The organism is Desertibacillus haloalkaliphilus (genome assembly GCF_019039105.1).
In the GTDB taxonomy this organism is placed as follows: Bacteria; Bacillota; Bacilli; order Bacillales; family KJ1-10-99; genus Desertibacillus; species Desertibacillus haloalkaliphilus.
Genome location: NZ_JAHPIV010000005.1, coordinates 56,949 through 75,032 on the forward strand (window position 1 = coordinate 56,949; position 18,084 = coordinate 75,032).

The 18,084-nt window shown below is 37.3% G+C and carries 16 protein-coding genes and 2 riboswitches; of the genes, 13 read left to right on the forward strand and 3 right to left on the reverse strand.

All coding sequences use genetic code 11. The annotated features are described in order from the left end of the window. Nucleotides 1-156: 156 nt before the first annotated feature. The gene (locus KH400_RS06835) at nt 157-294 is read right to left on the reverse strand and encodes a hypothetical protein (RefSeq protein ID WP_217223253.1); all 138 of its coding nucleotides are present in this window, start codon (nt 292-294) and stop codon (nt 157-159) included. Between the two features lie 162 nt (nt 295-456). Here KH400_RS06835 and KH400_RS06840 point away from each other — a divergent pair, with 162 nt between their 5' ends. Further along, nucleotides 457-1,185: an MOSC domain-containing protein gene (locus tag KH400_RS06840; RefSeq protein ID WP_217223255.1), complete on the forward strand. Its 729-nt coding sequence runs from the start codon at nt 457-459 to the stop codon at nt 1,183-1,185. 226 nt (nt 1,186-1,411) lie between these two features. Here the strand turns inward: KH400_RS06840 and KH400_RS06845 are convergent, their stop codons facing one another. Continuing rightward, nucleotides 1,412-2,158, reverse strand: a complete 747-nt coding sequence (locus tag KH400_RS06845; RefSeq protein WP_217223257.1) for an SDR family NAD(P)-dependent oxidoreductase — start codon at nt 2,156-2,158, stop codon at nt 1,412-1,414. A gap of 285 nt (nt 2,159-2,443) precedes the next feature. Continuing rightward, nucleotides 2,444-2,530: riboswitch (cyclic di-GMP riboswitch) on the forward strand. An 86-nt stretch (nt 2,531-2,616) separates the two neighbouring features. Between KH400_RS06845 and KH400_RS06850 the strand changes: the two genes are divergently transcribed. From KH400_RS06850 to KH400_RS06900, 11 genes are all read left to right on the forward strand, one after another. Beyond that, nucleotides 2,617-2,985, forward strand: a complete 369-nt coding sequence (locus tag KH400_RS06850; protein WP_217223258.1) for a hypothetical protein — start codon at nt 2,617-2,619, stop codon at nt 2,983-2,985. Between the two features lie 39 nt (nt 2,986-3,024). Continuing rightward, a complete protein-coding gene (locus KH400_RS06855; protein ID WP_217223260.1) occupies nt 3,025-3,735 on the forward strand; it encodes a hypothetical protein in 711 nt (236 codons plus the stop codon). A 51-nt stretch (nt 3,736-3,786) separates the two neighbouring features. Further along, nucleotides 3,787-4,962 carry a methyl-accepting chemotaxis protein gene (locus KH400_RS06860; protein ID WP_217223262.1) on the forward strand — a complete coding sequence of 392 codons (1,176 nt, stop codon included), beginning with the start codon at nt 3,787-3,789 and terminating at the stop codon, nt 4,960-4,962. Between the two features lie 191 nt (nt 4,963-5,153). Beyond that, on the forward strand, nt 5,154-6,791 hold the full coding sequence (locus KH400_RS06865) for a pyridoxal phosphate-dependent decarboxylase family protein (RefSeq protein WP_217223264.1): 1,638 nt from the start codon (nt 5,154-5,156) through the stop codon (nt 6,789-6,791). Between the two features lie 216 nt (nt 6,792-7,007). After that, nucleotides 7,008-7,715: an SDR family oxidoreductase gene (locus KH400_RS06870; RefSeq protein ID WP_217223266.1), complete on the forward strand. Its 708-nt coding sequence runs from the start codon at nt 7,008-7,010 to the stop codon at nt 7,713-7,715. Nucleotides 7,716-8,102: 387 nt separating this feature from the next. Beyond that, nucleotides 8,103-8,247: riboswitch (cyclic di-AMP (ydaO/yuaA leader) on the forward strand. 69 nt (nt 8,248-8,316) lie between these two features. Next, entirely contained in the window at nt 8,317-8,985 is a 669-nt protein-coding gene (locus tag KH400_RS06875) for a potassium channel family protein (RefSeq protein ID WP_217223268.1), read from the forward strand. 5 nt (nt 8,986-8,990) lie between these two features. Further along, entirely contained in the window at nt 8,991-10,337 is a 1,347-nt protein-coding gene (locus KH400_RS06880; RefSeq protein WP_217223270.1) for a TrkH family potassium uptake protein, read from the forward strand. 133 nt (nt 10,338-10,470) lie between these two features. Beyond that, nucleotides 10,471-12,297, forward strand: coding sequence for a helix-turn-helix domain-containing protein (locus tag KH400_RS06885; RefSeq protein ID WP_217223272.1), 1,827 nt, complete (start codon nt 10,471-10,473; stop codon nt 12,295-12,297). A 265-nt stretch (nt 12,298-12,562) separates the two neighbouring features. Continuing rightward, a complete protein-coding gene (locus tag KH400_RS06890; RefSeq protein ID WP_217223274.1) occupies nt 12,563-13,753 on the forward strand; it encodes an amidohydrolase in 1,191 nt (396 codons plus the stop codon). 77 nt (nt 13,754-13,830) lie between these two features. Next, the gene (locus tag KH400_RS06895; RefSeq protein ID WP_217223276.1) at nt 13,831-14,526 is read left to right on the forward strand and encodes a DUF5058 family protein; all 696 of its coding nucleotides are present in this window, start codon (nt 13,831-13,833) and stop codon (nt 14,524-14,526) included. Between the two features lie 34 nt (nt 14,527-14,560). Further along, nucleotides 14,561-15,298: a small-conductance mechanosensitive channel gene (locus KH400_RS06900; RefSeq protein WP_217223278.1), complete on the forward strand. Its 738-nt coding sequence runs from the start codon at nt 14,561-14,563 to the stop codon at nt 15,296-15,298. Nucleotides 15,299-15,527: 229 nt separating this feature from the next. Here KH400_RS06900 and KH400_RS06905 read toward each other — a convergent pair whose 3' ends face one another. Beyond that, nucleotides 15,528-16,814: an NCS2 family permease gene (locus tag KH400_RS06905; protein ID WP_217223279.1), complete on the reverse strand. Its 1,287-nt coding sequence runs from the start codon at nt 16,812-16,814 to the stop codon at nt 15,528-15,530. A gap of 120 nt (nt 16,815-16,934) precedes the next feature. On the opposite strand from KH400_RS06905, the gene KH400_RS06910 reads away from it, so the two are divergent. Beyond that, nucleotides 16,935-17,813: a LysR family transcriptional regulator gene (locus KH400_RS06910; protein WP_217223282.1), complete on the forward strand. Its 879-nt coding sequence runs from the start codon at nt 16,935-16,937 to the stop codon at nt 17,811-17,813. Nucleotides 17,814-18,084 lie beyond the last annotated feature (271 nt).

Sequence of the window (18,084 nt, forward strand, 5' to 3'; positions counted from 1 at the left end):
ACATCTGTTATTTATTAAATTGGACCTTTCGTGATTTCAATAAGTTTAGAAATGATAGCAAAGATCTTTGCGTTCACATCTGTTATCCCAAAATCCAGCTAATCTATTAAAGTGCATTTCTAAATAGTTTTAGCTTGTTGGTTTAGAAGTAATTACTTAATTTTTGTTCATCTTTTCTTCTGAATGTTTTGTTTCTTTAACATTGAAAACACGGTCAATATCTAACGATGGCTTTCCTCGAATTGCATCATTCGATCCGATCGTAACATTCTCTTTATTAAATTTTTTTGGCATAAACACATTCCTCCTAAAATCTAGTTATATTAAGGTACCCTGTTTTAAAGGAATGTATTTATTTAAACTTTTTGAGAATAGAGAGTGTTGAACTGTATTGATACTAGAGATAAATTTAATTTCTGAAAGTTAGATTAAAATGAATATAGGGGAGTGAAAGACATGTTAGTCGGTCAAATCAAGGAAATTATTCGTCATCCGGTAAAATCTTTTCGGGGAGAAAGTGTACAACGATCTAAAATAATGGAATATGGTTTATATGGAGATCGTAGTCATGCTTATTTAGATGATTCAAAAAAAGAGAAATTCTTAACCATAACGGAACTCCAAGAAATGGTTCGATATAAAGCTAGGTTTGTGGGAGAAGAAGCATTAGAGGAATATCCTAAAGTCGAAGTCATCACGCCTGAGGGGAAGGTATTTGATTGGGAGGATCAAGAATTAATTAAACAATTGGAAAACAAATCGAAACGAAAAATCTCTACTAAGCAATATACTCCTTCACATGTACCTATTGGACCCATTGCTGTAGAACACATACTACTTGCCACAGATGCTTCATTGGATAAGTTGGAAGAACTATGGGGAAAGGACGAAGTTGATTCGAGGCGATTCCGTCCTAATTTATTTATTTCATTAAAGGATAAAGTACCTTTTATTGAAGAAGAATGGATTGGCCGACGTATTAAAATAGGAACTGAAGTAGAGGTGGAATTTGTAGGCCATTGTAAAAGGTGTATGATTATTACTGTTAATCCTGATAGTGCCGAAAAAGATTCAAGTTTACATCAAACCGTTATAAAAGAAAGGAACAATAATTTTGGCGTGTATGCTTCTGTGATAAAAACAGGTGACATTCACGTAGGTGATGACGTTCACCTTCTTGATTAATTTTCTAGTAGCAAAAGTATACGATAAATGTAAATGACTCAATATGTCCTCTGTATCGTAAATCCTATAATGCTCCCTTTCGTCATCAAATGACTTAAGGGAGCAGATCAATTCCCTTGCTATGGAGGCACAAGGTTTTTATGGGGGTCAGTATCCATAGATGTTGGTTTAGCTAATTTAATCCTTTAAAGGTCAGGAAAAACGCCAGTAACGAAGTTTCACTTATTTACTCGTCCGTAGTACCTAATGTCATTCCACCATCAACAACAATTTCTGTGCCCGTACAATAAGAGCTTTCGTCAGAGGCAAGGAATGCAACAACCTGAGCAATTTCAATTGGCTGTCCAATTCGTCCTAGTGGAACTGAATCGTAATAATCAGGAACACCCTCTCCTTGAGTGGCCATTTCTGTTTCGATTCCACCCGGATGGACCATATTCACTCGAATTCCTTTTGGGCCTAATTCAATAGCTGCGGCTTTTGACATTGCAACCACTGATGCTTTTGTTGCAGCGTAAGTAGAAGACCTACTAATTGGAGCAAATGCAGAAATCGACACATTGTTGATAATGGAGCCTTTTTGCTGTTTCTCCATCTGTGGAATAACAGCTTGCATCCCCATGAATACTCCAAGTTGATTAACATGAATCAACTGCTGGTAGTCCTCTAATGTTGTTTCTTTAAAAGCTTTTCGTTTTAAAACTCCAGCATTATTCACTAACACATCAATCTTATTGAATTTGTTTATCACTTTATCGACTGCTGCCCTCCATTCGGATTCCTTGCTGACATCTAACTGAATCGGAAAGGCGCGATCTTCTCCAATCGACTTAGCCACTACTATAGCCTCATCATAGCTCCGAGCACCAATTCCCACTTTAGCCCCTAATGAGGCAAGGTGCTGAGCAATAGCTTTACCTTGCCCCCGGTTAGCCCCAGTAATAAGAATGACATCATCTTTTAAATTCGGCATATCCTCACTCCTTCGTTCTTCAATACAAAGCTTGGTCTATATGGGACTTTAACATACAAATACTGTTTATCCCTGTTTTTTATTTTAAGCGGGTCTATCATTGAAATTTATTTTCCTTGTCCATCGGTTTAAAGCGACTTGCCGAAAGTTTAAAAAGCGTTGTGATATTAGTATTGTCCTTATTTACCTAATTTTTCGACAAATCGTGCTAGTATCGACAAAGAGTGACAAGTCCTTTATGCTATAAAAAGGGTTTATGCCCATGATTTTAGCCCTATTCATTATAATAGAAAAAGGCAAACTTATCGAAAGGTAAGGACGCAAAGCTACGAGTCTAAAATCCTCTTGGATAAAGATAGTCGGGTTGCCAAGAATAATAACAAATGGTTGTTTGGCTATCCCTATTTACCTCTGGGATAGCTTTTATTCATTACTGACATAGGAAAGAAGGTTTAGAGATGATAGTAGTAGATAAAAAGAAATATAAAATGGCAATTGACGAGGCTGCAAAGGAAATTCATGTGCAGGTGCATGGGCTAATTAGGGAGGGAGATGCAGAAGGTTACATGGCCGATTTACAGGACACGATTAATAAAGTGTCTAGACAAGAGTATACATTTGTTGTCGATGCTACACATCAAACGCCAGTACCATCAAAAGTTGTACCGCAGCTAGAGCAAACGATGCAGTTTTATTCTAAGTTAGGTTTTAAGGATATCCTTTTAGTAAAACCTGCATCTAAAATTGCTCAAGTTCAAATAAGAAATGCACTTGAAAGAATTAAGTTTACAGGTACGATTATTGATCGTGCATCTCGCTCAATATAGTCACGTCCAAAATAGTAACCTTTGAAAGGAAGTCAACAAGTGGAAACAACACTAGAGTTATATACATATGAAATTTTAACAAAGGAACAAACAACGTTAATACAGAAAGCAGCTGATTGTCTAGCACGCTCATTTGTTGGTGTAGATGTATCAGGAAAATGGGTGCAGGAACCAATGGTAGGTCAATTAAAGCTACGTTATGAGGATTTCTATAAATTTACCAAGGATTATTTAGACTCTACCGTAGAGCAGGGATATTGCGTAGTCGCTCAAGATCGTAATCATAATGTTGTTGGTGTACTTGCCGGAGACACAAATGCACCAGAGATTATCGGAGAAGATGTATTTGAAGGTTCATTCTATGATATGAATGTAATTTTACATGTTTTGGAAGATGTTGATAAACGTTTCATGGAAGATTATAAAAAACGAAACGGGAAAGAAATCAACGATGGAGAGTTATTGCATATATTCATGTTAGGGGTGACAGCAACAAGTAACCGTCACGAGGTTATTCAGCAATTAGGAAATAAATTGATAACAAAGGCATCTTCAAATGGATTGAAGGCAGTTTTAGCTGAAGCGACAAACTCGAAGTCGGTACGTGTGCTAGAGAAGTATCACAATATGGAGAAATATAAAGATTTAGAAGGAAATTATATTGTACATAAATACCAGGATAATAGTAGGTTAAATGGTATTCATGCAAATATAGCTGATGGAACATATATACTTATTAGAGAGCTATAAAATGATCATAATCGGTTTATCAAATATTAAAAAGTAGGGGATTTATTTATCATGGAAGCGACAATGCTTGGGCTAATTATAATCTTATTGGGAACAACAGTGTATTTTGCTTACCGCTATTTTTCTTTGAAACATCATCACGTGAATAAAGAAATTATAAATGGAATGAAAGAGATATCAGCAGGTCATGTCAGTAGTAAAGTTGATGAAAAAAGTTCTGATCATGCCGCATTTAATCAACTAATCGAGTTTTTAAATCGTGTAAGGGAAAGTTTTTTGTCATTTTCAAAACATACACATCAAAAAGGAGAAAATCTAGCTGATATTGGTGAGTATGCGACTGAGAAAGCTGATATTGTCAGAGCAGCGATTGATGAGGTAGGTAGAGGGTTAGAGAAACAATTAGTAGCTACGGAAGAAAGCGCCATGTCTATGGAAGAAATGACACAGGCGACCGAAGATCTATCGGTGAGGTCAAATGAAATTTCAGACCAATCAAACACGACCTTAGAGTTGACGCAAGAAGGAAATGAGAAGTTAAAGGACACGTTAGAAAAAATGGAGCAGTTTAATCAAACGATTAATCAAACATTTTCTGCGATAAACAAACTTGGGGAAAAGTCAAACGAAATTGGTTCTATTGTAAAGGTTATTACAGGAATATCAGAACAAATTAATTTATTAGCCTTGAATGCGTCAATAGAAGCTGCCCGCGCGGGTGAACACGGTAGGGGGTTTGCAGTTGTTGCTGATGAGGTTCGAAAATTGGCCGAGCAATCACGTCACTCTTCTTCTGAAGTGTCAAGTATTGTAAAGAATATACAAGAAGAAACTGAAATCGTTGTAACGTCAATGCAAAAGGGTACAGAAGAATTCAAAGATACCAACACAACCATTGTAGAGGTTGAAACCATGTTCGAAAAGATTCTATCTACAACAAAAATTATTGCTGAAAATAATGCAAATTCATCTGCAAGTACTGAAGAATTATCTTCTTCTGCTCAGCAAATCATGACAACCATTGAAGAAATAGCGTCGATCTCTCGGGAGTCTGTTGAAATGTTTGAGGAGCTAATAGAAATTAGCGATGATGAACAACATACAATCGAAAAACTAGTTCAGGAAGCAAAAACTTTATCGGAGTTAGAGAATGATGTGAACCAACTTCTGTTAACATGGAAGCAAAGTGATGAAACAGAAAAAGTTAAAATGGATCAAGAGGCTTAAGCAAAGGTTAGGTTAGCAGAATGATGGTGGTTGATAAGGATGCTTCTCATAGGTTGATCAAACTTGTGTGAAGCTTCTTTTTTATAGTGAATATGCTCACACTAGCGTTAGGTTCAGTAATACTTACTCTAACAAGTCTACCAATTACATTTAAAACAACTTCTAGTAACAACACCTAGGGAGGAAAAGCAATGGAGGAAATACAAAAATTGTTTCCAAGTATGGACGGAAATGACTTTCAAAGAGCGGAGTTATTGTCGTACTTTAGGGCGATTTTAGCAAGTGTAGATGAATTAAAGGATCCTAATAAACTAACACTAGGGGAAATGCCAGAGTACACGGAGGATTATTATAATCGTGTGATTCAAAAGGCAAGTGTTCCGAAATCAGGTGTGGCGATGGAGGAAGTGATTCAGAAGCTTCTTCAGTTGGTCGAAGGACATAGATATGTTAATCGCAACTATGTAGCTAATGCAGCACCCCTTCCGAATATTGCGAGTATCATCGGGAATTTAGTCATGGTACTTGTCAATGGGAACAATCTTTGGGATGTGGAAGGTCCAGCAGCGGCTACAGCGGAAGTCGAAGTTACAAGTATGTTGTCAAAGCTAATCGGATACGATGAAAATCTGAGTTCTGGATATACAACTTGGGGTGGACAGGGGGCTGTCTTTAACTCTTTACGTCTTGCCATTGCCCGTTATGCGCCAGACTCTAATCAAACAGGTGTACCGGATAATCTTTATTGCTTCTGTTCAGAGCTTTCCCATTATAGCTTATATAAGTCTGTAGAAGCGACTGGGATTGGTGTTGAAAATATGGTTCGCGTGAAAGTGAATCAAGATCATTCTATGAATCTAGAAGACTTAAAGGAAAAAATGGAGCATGTTATTGAAAAAGGTGGCGTTCCGCTTTATGTCCTTGCGACAATGGGAACAACCGATACATTTGGGATTGATGATATTGAGGAAATGAAGCGGATCGCCGAACAGTTGGAAAATAAGCATGGTTTAAGTCCAATCTATATTCATGCCGACTCAGCTATGGGCGGGATGTATTCTTTCTTTAATGATTACGACTTTGAACGTAATCCTCTGCGATTTGAGGGCCATGTTCATGAGGTATTGAAAGCATATCAACAGAAGTTTAAACATATTAAGCTTGCAGATAGTATGGTTTTTGATTTCCACAAGCTAGGACAAACACCATATATCACGAGTTTATTTTTAATTAAAAACAGAGAAAACCTGAAGTATATTGACTTAGATGAAGCAGAAACACCGTATGTTGGGAACCGTGGTTATGGAAGCTATCATACAGGCTACACACTTGAATGCTCGAGAATGGGAAGTGCTTTGGCGATCTATGCGTCATTATTAGCATTCGGTGTGGAAGGCTACCAAAAGCTTTTAGCTAATTATATTCGTGTTAATAGTACGTTTAGAGAAACGCTAGCAAAAGAAATTTCGAATGTAGCGATTACAAATGAGATTTCTCCGATTACGACGTTCCGCTTTTATCCTGAAGAGACAAGATGGAATGATGAATTGAACGGTCGTTTAACTGTGGAAGAGTTACTGGAAATTAATCAATTTAATGAAGAGTTCGCAGAAGTGATTGGTGCCCAGCGAGATACCGTCTTCTTTGGAAATACCAAAAAGCAGTGTCTCGTGGATGTAAAAAACTTAAACAAGCGAATCCCCGTATACGCACATAAATTTTTCGCGATCTCGCCATATTCAACGATAGAAGAGGTCGACCGTTATGTTGGATTCCTAAAAGAGCACCTAGAACTTTTCCAGAAAACAAAAACGGTAGTGGCAATCTAAATTCATATGTTGGTGATTATAATACTACAATCGCAAATTATAGGTTTTCCAAGGGTTCTTTGAACTTTTGGAAGGCCTTTTTTTGTTGACCTCAGTCATGGATAAAATGTATGTATAAAGGGCTTTTTTTGAGATATGAGAACAAATGGATTATGATGAAGACGAACTGTATTGAAGCATATGAATCAAACATTAATGAAAGTGGGAGGCAATTAGATGGGGCTATTACAAGGGAAAACAGCTATAATTACAGGAGCGAGTAGTGGAATTGGTGCTGGTATCGCAAATGAACTAGCGAGTGAAGGAGCCAATGTTGTATTGGCTGCGCGCCGAACGGAGAAATTGAATGAATTAGAAAATGAAATTAAAGAACAAGGAAGCGGCAATGTACTCACGGTTCAGACAGATGTAACAAGTAGGCAAGACGTTGAGGAATTAGTGAAACAAGCCGAAACAACATTCAATCACGTAGATATCTTCGTGAATAACGCAGGGCAAATGCTTTCGTCTCAGGTACTTTCAGGGAAAGTAGACGAGTGGGAACAAATGATTGATGTAAATATAAAAGGGGTGCTCTTTGGTATTAACTCGATATTGCCATCAATGCTAGAGCGTTCAAGTGGTCATATTATTAACATCGCATCTGTTTCAGGGCTTGAAGTAACGAAAGTAAGTACGGTCTATAGTGCAACGAAATTTGCAGTTCGTGCGATCTCCACTGGTCTTGAAAAAGAATTGGCCAAAACGGGTGTCCGTGTAACGAATATCTCCCCGGGGATGGTGGATACGTCACTAGTCAGTGGGAGTTCATGGAATAACGAACGTAAAAAGTTAGAGACAAAAGATATTGCAAAAGCAGTCATCTATGCAGTGACTCAACCCGATTATGTGAATGTAAATGAAATTACCGTTCGCCCGGTTTAATCGAGGAACTAGATAACAAGAAAAAGTGACCCACAACTGAGAAGGTTGTGGGTCACTTTAGAGTGCTGATTTAAGCTCTTAAAAACTTTCAGATGGCAGAAGACTGTAGAGAATGCTACAGGAAACATTAAACGGTGTTCCTTATGAATGCTCGATTCCTACCGATGTGACGTCAACAAAATTAACTAGCTAACATCTTAATTATTGTAAAAGAAGTAAGGCTTTTACTTAATCAAGGCAATTAGACCACACCCGGCACTGTGCTATGACTAGCGTTACTCTAAATCGACTTAAACCTCTTAATTTTTATATCACTAGCAAAGAAAAAATATTGACTTTAATTTAGATCAGGGTGTAAAGTACATGTATCAATTTTAATATAAAAGCACCTTTTATTCGCTGAATCCTTGTGAGCGGGGGAACCAATTTTGGCAGAGTCCTTTTCTGTCTTGGGGTGAATCTTATTTTTAAGAGGGGATACTCTCAGTCCCTAATCCGACAGCTAACCTCGTAAGCGTTATTTTATATCTTCGGGAGAAAGGTCTAGTTTTACTATAGACCATTCTTTGTAGTGGTCTTTTTTTGGTGCTGAAAAAGGGGATTGAGAACAATGAAAAAGAAACAATTTGCAGTTATCGGTCTTGGGAGATTCGGCAGTAGCGTTTGTATGGAGCTTTACGAGTTAGGGCATGAAGTGTTGGCTATCGATGTATTGGAAGAAAAAGTGAATGAAATGTCTAAATACTCAACCCATGCTGTTATTGCCGATGCTGTAGATGAAAAAGCTTTAGTGTCATTTGGTATTCGAAACTTCGACCATATTATAGTGGCTATCGGTGATGATATTCAATCCAGCATCTTATGTACATTACTATTAAAAGAAATGGGAATAAAAAATATATGGGTAAAAGCCCAAAACACATACCACCATAAGGTACTTGATAAGATCGGTGCAGATCGTATTATTCATCCAGAGAAAGATATGGGTATACGGATTGCTCAACATTTAGCATCAGAAAAGATCATAGACTACATTGAACTCTCTGAAGAGTATAGCATTGTTGAACTAATTGCCACGAAGAAAGTAGCTAATAAAACATTGATCGAACTAGATGTACGAGCGAAATTCGGGTGTACAATCCTTGCAATAAAACGAGGAGAAAACGTAAATATCTCCCCATTTCCTGATGATAACATAGCGGAAAATGATGTCCTTATTGTTATTGGACATAAAATAGATCTAAAGCGATTTGAAGATGAAGGGTTATAAAAACGGTGGGGAAATTATTTTCGTCTAATCATTTAAAAGGGAGAGTTGTACACCTTAGCCCGCCGCAAATCTTAGCACTTAGTTTTTTAGTTTTTATTGCCATCGGAACTTTGTTACTAAAACTTCCAGTCGCATCAACAACCTACATCTCTTGGATTGATGCGCTATTTACAGCAACATCTGCCATTACAGTGACAGGATTAGTCGTTGTTGATACAGGGATCGATTACACCGTATTTGGCCAAGTAGTGATTATGATTCTAATCCAACTTGGTGGGTTAGGGTTAATGACATTTGCTGTATTAATTATTATGATGCTCGGCAAAAAAATTGGTTTGAAGCAACGTATTTTAGTGCAAGAAGCCTTTAACCAAACTTCTTTAGGAGGGTTGGTTCGTTTAGTAAAGGTATTGGTTATTTTTGCCATTATTTTAGAGGCGATTGCTTTTAGTATCCTATCTTTCAGGTGGGTACCTGAATTCGGATGGCAAGAGGGGATGTACCAAAGCCTTTTTCACACAATATCTGCCTTTAACAATGCTGGATTTTCACTTTGGTCAGATAGTTTATCTGGGTATGTAGGGGATCCGGTTGTAAACATAGTTATTACGGGATTGTTTATCACTGGTGGGATCGGATTTACAGTTCTTGCGGACATTTGGTATAAAAAGAAGTTCCGTCATCTTTCACTTCATTCAAAGTTAATGCTAGTTGGTACATTGGTTACAAACTTTATTGCAATGATTGTGATATTTATTTTAGAATACGCTAACCCAGCAACCTTAGGGCATTTACCTTTATCTGAAAAACTGTGGGGGGCATATTTCCAAGCGGTTACACCAAGAACTGCCGGTTTTAATACAATTGAAATTGCTGACATGACAACAGCGGCAATCCTCTTAACCTTGTTGCTGATGTTTATCGGTGCGGGAAGTGCCTCGACTGCTAGTGGAATTAAGTTAACAACTTTTTTAGTTATGATCCTAGCTACGATTACATTTCTTAAAGGGAAAGGTGAAACAGTTACTTTTGAACGTACAATCCGTAAGCAAACGATATTGCGTGCTCTTGCTATTATTGTGATAAGTATTTTATTTATCTTTTTAACGTTATTTATACTTACAATAACTGAAAATGCACCCTTTCTCATGATCCTATTTGAAGTGGTTTCCGCTTTTGGAACCGTCGGATTATCAATGGGACTCACCGATGAACTATCAAGTATCGGTAAACAGGTTATCATTGTTATGATGTTTATAGGTCGGATTGGTCCACTGACACTAGCATTTACTTTAGCTAGACCACAAAAGTCCCCAGTCCGTTATCCAGAAGAAGAAGTGTTTACAGGGTGATGTGAGACGACCATACGTCACCTATCCTACTAACTCTTTTTATACCGGTAAAGAATAAGGTAAAATAACAATGTGACAAAACACATTGTTATTTATCTTTTATATGAACTTCAACACTAAAGGTGGAAATGATATGGATAATAAATACCAAGAAAAGTTAGAAGGATTGCTTAGACAAAAGAACAAAGAGATCAGTTTATTAATGGCAGGGATCCGTGACATTACGTCATCACTTGACAAAGAATATGTTCTCACTCAAATTATTAAAAATGCACTTACGGTCATTCCGAATGGAGAGACAGGGTTCTTAATGTTATATGATCCCTCCATTGAGCGTCTCGTCCCTAAAACAGCAGTTGGGTTTAACCAAAAGATAAATCATTTCACAACAAAGATAGGAGAGGGGATAACAGGTAAAGTATTTGAGGATGGAAAAGCAAGAATCTACGACACGAATTCAAAGATTTATCAAGACATGAGTAACCTCTCAAAAGAAAACTTTGATATATTACACGCCTCATTAAGTGATCATTTCAATATAAGGACAGCGATCGGAGTGCCTGTTTCCGTAAATAAAGAGAGAATAGGAGTGTTGGTCGTTCATCAGTTTAATAGTGTATGTAAACTAAGTATGGATGATGTGAAGATATTGCAAGGCTTTGCTGACCAAGCGGCAATTGCTATTCAGAATGCAAGACTGTACTCTGAAGTAAAAGTAAGGTTACACGAAATAACTAAACTAAGTGAACAATTGCGAGAGAAAAACGAGTTTCTACAAAAAAGAAATAAAATCCACGAGACGTTAACTGAATTTTCCCTTAAAAATCAAGGGGTAGAAAACATAATAAACGAAATATCGCGAATGATAGATAGTGATGTTTATTTTATGAGTTATCTAGAAAATGACTATTACCCAATGAAAATAAGAAAAAGGCCTCCCTTAAGTATAAATGAAATCATGTTAATATCAGTGGGTGATAAGAAGTCTAAATATTTTGATGTTTTCGAAGAAGGGAATAGCGAAAGTTACTATGTGTATCCTATCGTGAATGGTTCGATTTTTTTAGGTAGTTTTATTGTTTCGAATCATCCTCCTTTATCGAAGCTTGCCAAGGTCACTATCGAGCAAGGTGCTGCTTTATTAGCCTTAGAACTGATTCGAAAACAAACCTTAACGGAGATACAATATAAGAAAACGCGAGAGTTTTTTAATGACATTCTTGAAAATAAAGATGAAGATTATTTACAACAAAAAGGGAATGAACTTGGATTAAACGTATCCGATTATTTATTTTGTGTGATCTTTCAAACGCCTCAACAAGACGATGTACAAAAACTTGAGACCACGATGCACCGGTTAATTTCTATGATAAAAAAAATCATGTCCAACGTGGACTTTGTTATTTACGCAACGAATAATCAAGTCGTATTACTTTTATCGACGAGTCATCCCGATACTCACAAAGTAGTAAGGAACAACCTTGACATGTTTGTTAAGGACTGGATAACAGTAGAAAAGACACCCTGTCAAATAGGAATTGGTAATCTATATAAAGGGATTATTCATGTTAAAAAAAGTTATCGAGAAGCTGAAAAAGCTTTAACTTATTTGGTGAGTCACAAAAAATCAGGGGTTATGTTTTATAAAGATATGGGTTTAAACCGCCTATTTTTAAATCAGGATTCTAGGGAAATTAATGTTTTTATACAAGAGGTTTTTGAACCGCTTAAAAGTGAAGTTGCAAAAAGAAATGAACTTGAAGAAACGTTGGTTACTTATATTTCAATGAATAAGTCAGTCAATGCTACAGCGAAAAAACTTCATATTCATACCAACACCTTGTATCAGCGCCTAAGGAAAGTGGAGAAATTACTGAATATTGATTTTAATAACACGGAAGATACGTTAAAGGTCCAATTAGCCTGTCATATGATGGAGACGTTTAATAAATCAACGTAGTCGAATAGTTAAAACAATCTAGCAGATGTTATGATGATTAGCATCTGTTTTTTATATTCAAAGAGTGGGCGAAGTGTGCCAGACAGGATGAGTGGAAAAGTTACTAAATATCTCGGCGCATCGTTTTTTTGTTTAAATATGTTGAAATCAACAATATAATGAGTGAAAGTATGGTGAATCACACATAGTATAAATTTTCTGATAGTTTATAATAATTAGTATATACGGTAAGCACGTTTAATTTGGTGAAAAAGGAGAGGTTCGAGTGGTTGAGCATTTACTGTCTAAGTTTAAAGAGTTGTATCCAGAGTTAGTAGATATTCGAAGAGACCTACATATGTATCCGGAAGTTGGGTTCAAAGAGGAAAACACTCCTAAAAAAATTGCTGAATATTTACGTAATATCGGAATTGAAGTTCAAACGGGTGTTGGTGGAAATGGTGTTGTCGGCAGAATTCGCGGTGGTAAACCCGGAAAAGTTGTCGCACTACGAGCAGATTTTGACGCCCTTCCAATTCAAGATGAGAAAGAAGTAGAGTACCGTTCTAAAGTTCCAGGTGTGATGCATGCATGTGGGCATGATGTACATACGGCTGTATTGCTAGGTGTCGCAAAAGTTTTATATGAGGCAAGAGAAGAGCTCGAAGGGGATGTCGTACTCATTCATCAATTTGCTGAAGAGGTTATACCTGGTGGTGCAAAGCAAATGATTGAAGCTGGATGTCTAGATGACGTTGATGTGATTTATGGAGCGCATGTGATGTCTCATGAACCATTTGGAAAAGTAGGTATTAGTGAAGGATACATGATGGCTGCAGGGGATACATTTGAAATCGAGATATTTGGTAAAGGTGGTCATGGAGGGCTACCACACACAACGGTAGACCCGCTTCTTACTGGGTGCCAACTCGTAACTAACTTACAACAGATTGTATCTAGACGTATTGACCCGAATCAGCCTGCGGTTGTATCGGTTTGTTCATTTAATTCTGGAGAAGCGTCAAATGTCATTTCTGATTCTGCGAAAATTACAGGGACGGTGCGGACGTTTGATGAAGATGTTCGTGATTATATAGAGGATACAATTGGAACACTTGTGAAAACAACGTGTGAAGGTGTAGGTGCAACCTCATCATATACGTACCAGAGAGGATATCCGTCTTTGAAAAATGATACGCAAGAAACACAAAGAATCGAACGATTGGCTAAAAACATTGTGGATGAGGATCAAGTCGCCCACATTTCACCAATGACAGGTATGGAGGACTTTGCCTATTATTTAAAAGAAGTACCTGGTACGTTCGTGTTTGTAGGTGGCGGAAACCCAGAAATGAATGCTGTATATCCGCATCATCACCCGAAGTTTGACGTCGACGAGCGAGCGATGATAACGATTGGACAATTATTTATATCAGCAGTGTTTGATTATTTAAATGGCAATCGTACAGAAAAGTAAGTGGAGATAAATAGATGTTACTTTCACTTTGGTGGGTTTGACAACGCTTACAAAAAAACAGAACGTGAGGTGGAATAGTGGATTATTTAGAAATTGCTAATAGTCCGTACATGTGGCTAGCTGCTGCAAGTGCAGTCATGGTCGTTTTTGTACAAGCTTTTATTTTCGTAAAAAAATCACTAGTAGCAGGAAAAGAAATCGGGTTATCAAACTCTCAAATGAAAAGTGCGATGAAAAGCAGCATGATTTCATCGATTGGCCCATCGATCGTTATCTTATTCGGGTTAATCTCTCTATTAGTAGCGATAGGGGCGCCGATGGCTTGGATGAGATTATCTTTTATAGGATCACTACCATTTGAGTTAATGGCAGCTGGATTTGGAACGGAAGCAATGGGGGTTAGTTTAGGATCGGAGAATATGACAGCTACTGTCTTTGCCAACGCTGTTTGGACGATGGTACTAGCATCATTAGGCTGGGTTGTGTTTACTGGTCTATTTACAGATAAAATGGAAAACATGCAAACGTTCCTTTCAGCTGGAAAGAAGGAGCTTATTCCGGTTATCTCGATTTCGGCAATGATTGGGGCATTCGCCTACTTTAGTGCTGATCGAATCTTAAATATCGATAAAGGGACGATTGCTTTAATTATTGGTGCGGTTACGATGATCATATTAATGTGGATTGCCGACAAGAAAAATAAACAATGGTTAAAAGAATGGGGACTGACATTCGCAATGTTTGCAGGTGCTTTAATTGCATTTTTAATTTAGCTATTTTACTTCATATGTTAAAGGAGGGGAAAGGATGAGTAATGCTAAAAAATTTGACGTACCGGTAAAACCGGTGGAAAGTAAATCTTATTCTTATAAAGATGATTATATCCCTTTTATCGTCAAATGGGGGAAAATCACGTGCTTCTTAGGGTTTATATTATCTTTTGCACCTTTATTTGTTTTAACGTTTGTATACGGCTTAACCCCTAGTGCATCAAGTATACTTGCAGGCTTCACTGCGATGGCAGGTGTGGCTGCTGTTCTGTGGATTATTGAACCTATTTCCTATTATCCGATTTTAGGGATTCCGGGAACCTACATGTCGTTTCTATCCGGAAATATTGCTAATCTTCGTTTGCCATGTGCGACTGCAGCACAAAAAGCAGCAAATGTTGAGCCGGGCACTGAGAAAGGCTCTATTATCTCAACGCTTGGAATTGCCGTATCAATTATTGTAAACGTTTTAATTTTAACAATCGGAGTTTTTGCCGGAGCATCGATATTGGCAGGACTACCAGATGGTGTGCAAGAAATGTTTAATTATATACTTCCTGCCTTGTTCGGTGCGATCTTTGGACAGTTTGCCATTTCTCAGCCTAAAATAGGTGTGTTTGCTATAATCGTAGCGATTGTTATGGCTTGGTTATTGAGGAATGGATTTTTAGGCTTTCTACCTGGACATCCTTCATATGCCGTTATCATTATTTCAATATTTGGTACGATTATGTTCGGTAGGTTTCTTTATAATAAGGGACTTTTGGCGAAGTAGAGAATATTAACGATTGAGCATGCCTGATAATGATTAATGAGGTACTACAATCCTCGTCGACTTATCGCTTACAGCAGTTTTTCACCTGTTATTAGTCGGACAAACCAATAGAAATTAAAAAGAGAGGCAGTGACAATAGGTAAAAACTAATCTTTTGTCACTGCCTCATTTCGTTGTGTGAGTTTAACTTTCCAATCAATCAGGGTTCGCCTGAAGCTGTTTTATTTCCTTAAAATACGTAATGAATAACAAAATTACTCATAAACAAAATGGCAATCATATAAAGTGCAGGATGAACTTCCTTTCCTTTACCCATTAAAAGTTTGATCAACGGGTATAGAATAAAGCCAATGGCCATACCATCTGCAATGCTATACGTTAGAGGAATCAATACAATAATTAAAAGTGCCGGAAAGCTCTCCGTTAAGTCATCCATTGATATATGAACGATATTTTGCAACATAAGCATCCCGATTAATATCAAAATTGGGGATACCGCACTGGCAGGAATCATTTTAATAACAGGTATAAACAGGATAGAAAAGAGAAACAAAAATCCTGTCACAATGCTCGTTAACCCAGTTCTTCCACCAGCAGTAATTCCCGCTGCTGTTTCCACTGATGCTACAGTGGGGCTTGTGCCAAAGACCCCTGAAGATAAAACGGAGACAGATGTTGCTTGGAGAGACTTTTTGTTACTTTCAGGGCGATTTAACATCTGGGTATGACCATGGATCAAACCGATATTTTCAAAGACAATCACCATGGCAAATGAGATTGAAGTTAGCCAGAAAATGATATTCCCCGCTTGTGACCATGATAGTTGACCAAACACACCAAGGTATTCATGAAAAGATGGTAATGAAAGTGAAGCCCCCTCAAATGTAGCGTCCCCAAGCCAAATGGTTAACATTGAAGTGATGATTATACTTAATAATAGATTGCCTGGTACATTTTTAGTAAATAATATAAGTGTAATAACTAAACCGATAAATGTTGTGATAGCTGTCGGATTGCTTAAATTTCCTATAGCAAGCAGGGTGTGCTCAGAACTCGTTATAATACCAGCATTTTCAAAACCAATTAAAATTAATAATATCCCAATTCCAATTGTAATGGCTTGTTTTAAGGAATTAGGAATGGAGGTGCTAATCACTTTTGCCATTGGTGTGAAGGCAATAACAACGAAAATCCAGCCTGATACGATAACCATCGCTAACGCTTCCTGCCAAGTAAATCCCCCAGACTGAACGATTGTATAGGTAAACATCGCATTAAGACCCATCGCTGGAATGATTAGAAGAGGGGTATTACTCCATAAGCCAACGATTAAGCATCCAAAAAAACTTGTTAATATGGTTGCAATGATTCCCGCCTCTAGTGGAATGCCTGCTCCTGCCAAAATCGTTGCATTGACAATAATAATGTAGACTACGCTTATATATGAAATAAAACCTGCAGAAAATTCTTTTGTAACCGTAGTGCCATATTGTTGTAATTTAAAAAAACGTTCCATGTTGATCACCTTTCTAACGATGTGATGAGAATGTTAGTTATAGTATCATGGAGCTATACTATATGAAAAATATATATATTATATAGAAACCATAGTTTTTTGATATAGAAGGTGAGAACAATGGATATTAAACAGTTACGCTATTTTATAGCGATAGCCGAGGAAAAGAATATAACAGCCGCTGCCCATCGGCTACATATGTCTCAGCCACCGCTTAGCATCAAGTTGAAACAATTGGAGGATGATCTAGGCGTTAAACTAATCGAGCGAAATGGTAAGAGTATGGAGCTAACCGATAAAGGAAATGTCCTTTATCAGCGTGCGTTGCAGCTCGTAAACAGTGTTGAAGAAATTAAAAATGAATTAAAGGATACGGATGAGGGGAAAAAAGGTGCACTAGATGTCGGGCTCAATACCTTATCGGTTTCGGGATTTTCGGAAATGCTTCAAGCCTTTCATGAACATTACCCCTTAGTTAGCTTAAAAGTCGTTCTAAATGACTCGTCTTATTTAGCGGAATTAATAAAAACAAGGGCGATTGAAATTGCATTTGTTCGTCTTCCACTTGAACATCGAGGGTTGGTATATGAACATCTTATCCATGAGCCCTTTGTTTTCGTAAGCAATAAAGAAGTAGACAATATATCGTTAGAAGAGATCTCGCATTTGCCCTTTATTATTCCTAGTACGGAGGGATTGGGTATTTATAATACGATCCTTGAAGCGTTTACTAGCGAAAAGGTTGAACTAACAAGTATTGCCGAATGCTCCGATATGCAAGTTTTAATGGAGCTCGTTAAGGGTGGAATGGGGGTAACGATCGTACCAAAATCTGTTTTTGATGTCTACGGAAGCTCTGATCTCTACTCAACAACGATAAGCAATGCGAATATGTCCTCGTCTCTAGGCGTCATTTGGCTTGATGATCATTTTTTATCTACACCAGCTAAAAAATTTATACGGTTAGTTAAGGAGTATTATGGACTTTCGCAGCCTTAACAAATACCTACCAGGCTGTCTTAATAAAAAATAAAGGAGATCTAGTGAGAAATAAATAAAGGTATTGATATTAATGATGATTTTGAGTTGGTTTATAGACCAGACCTAATCAAACGGAGTACTATTTTTTTATTTGAGAAACGATATTCAGAAGCGTAGGAGATGAAGTCCCTGCGCTTTATATATATAATAAGGGTATAGCTCTTTGTTTTTTTTCTAATCCATTTAAAAAATATTTACCTTCCTTAAACTCATTTAATCTGGAGTGAAA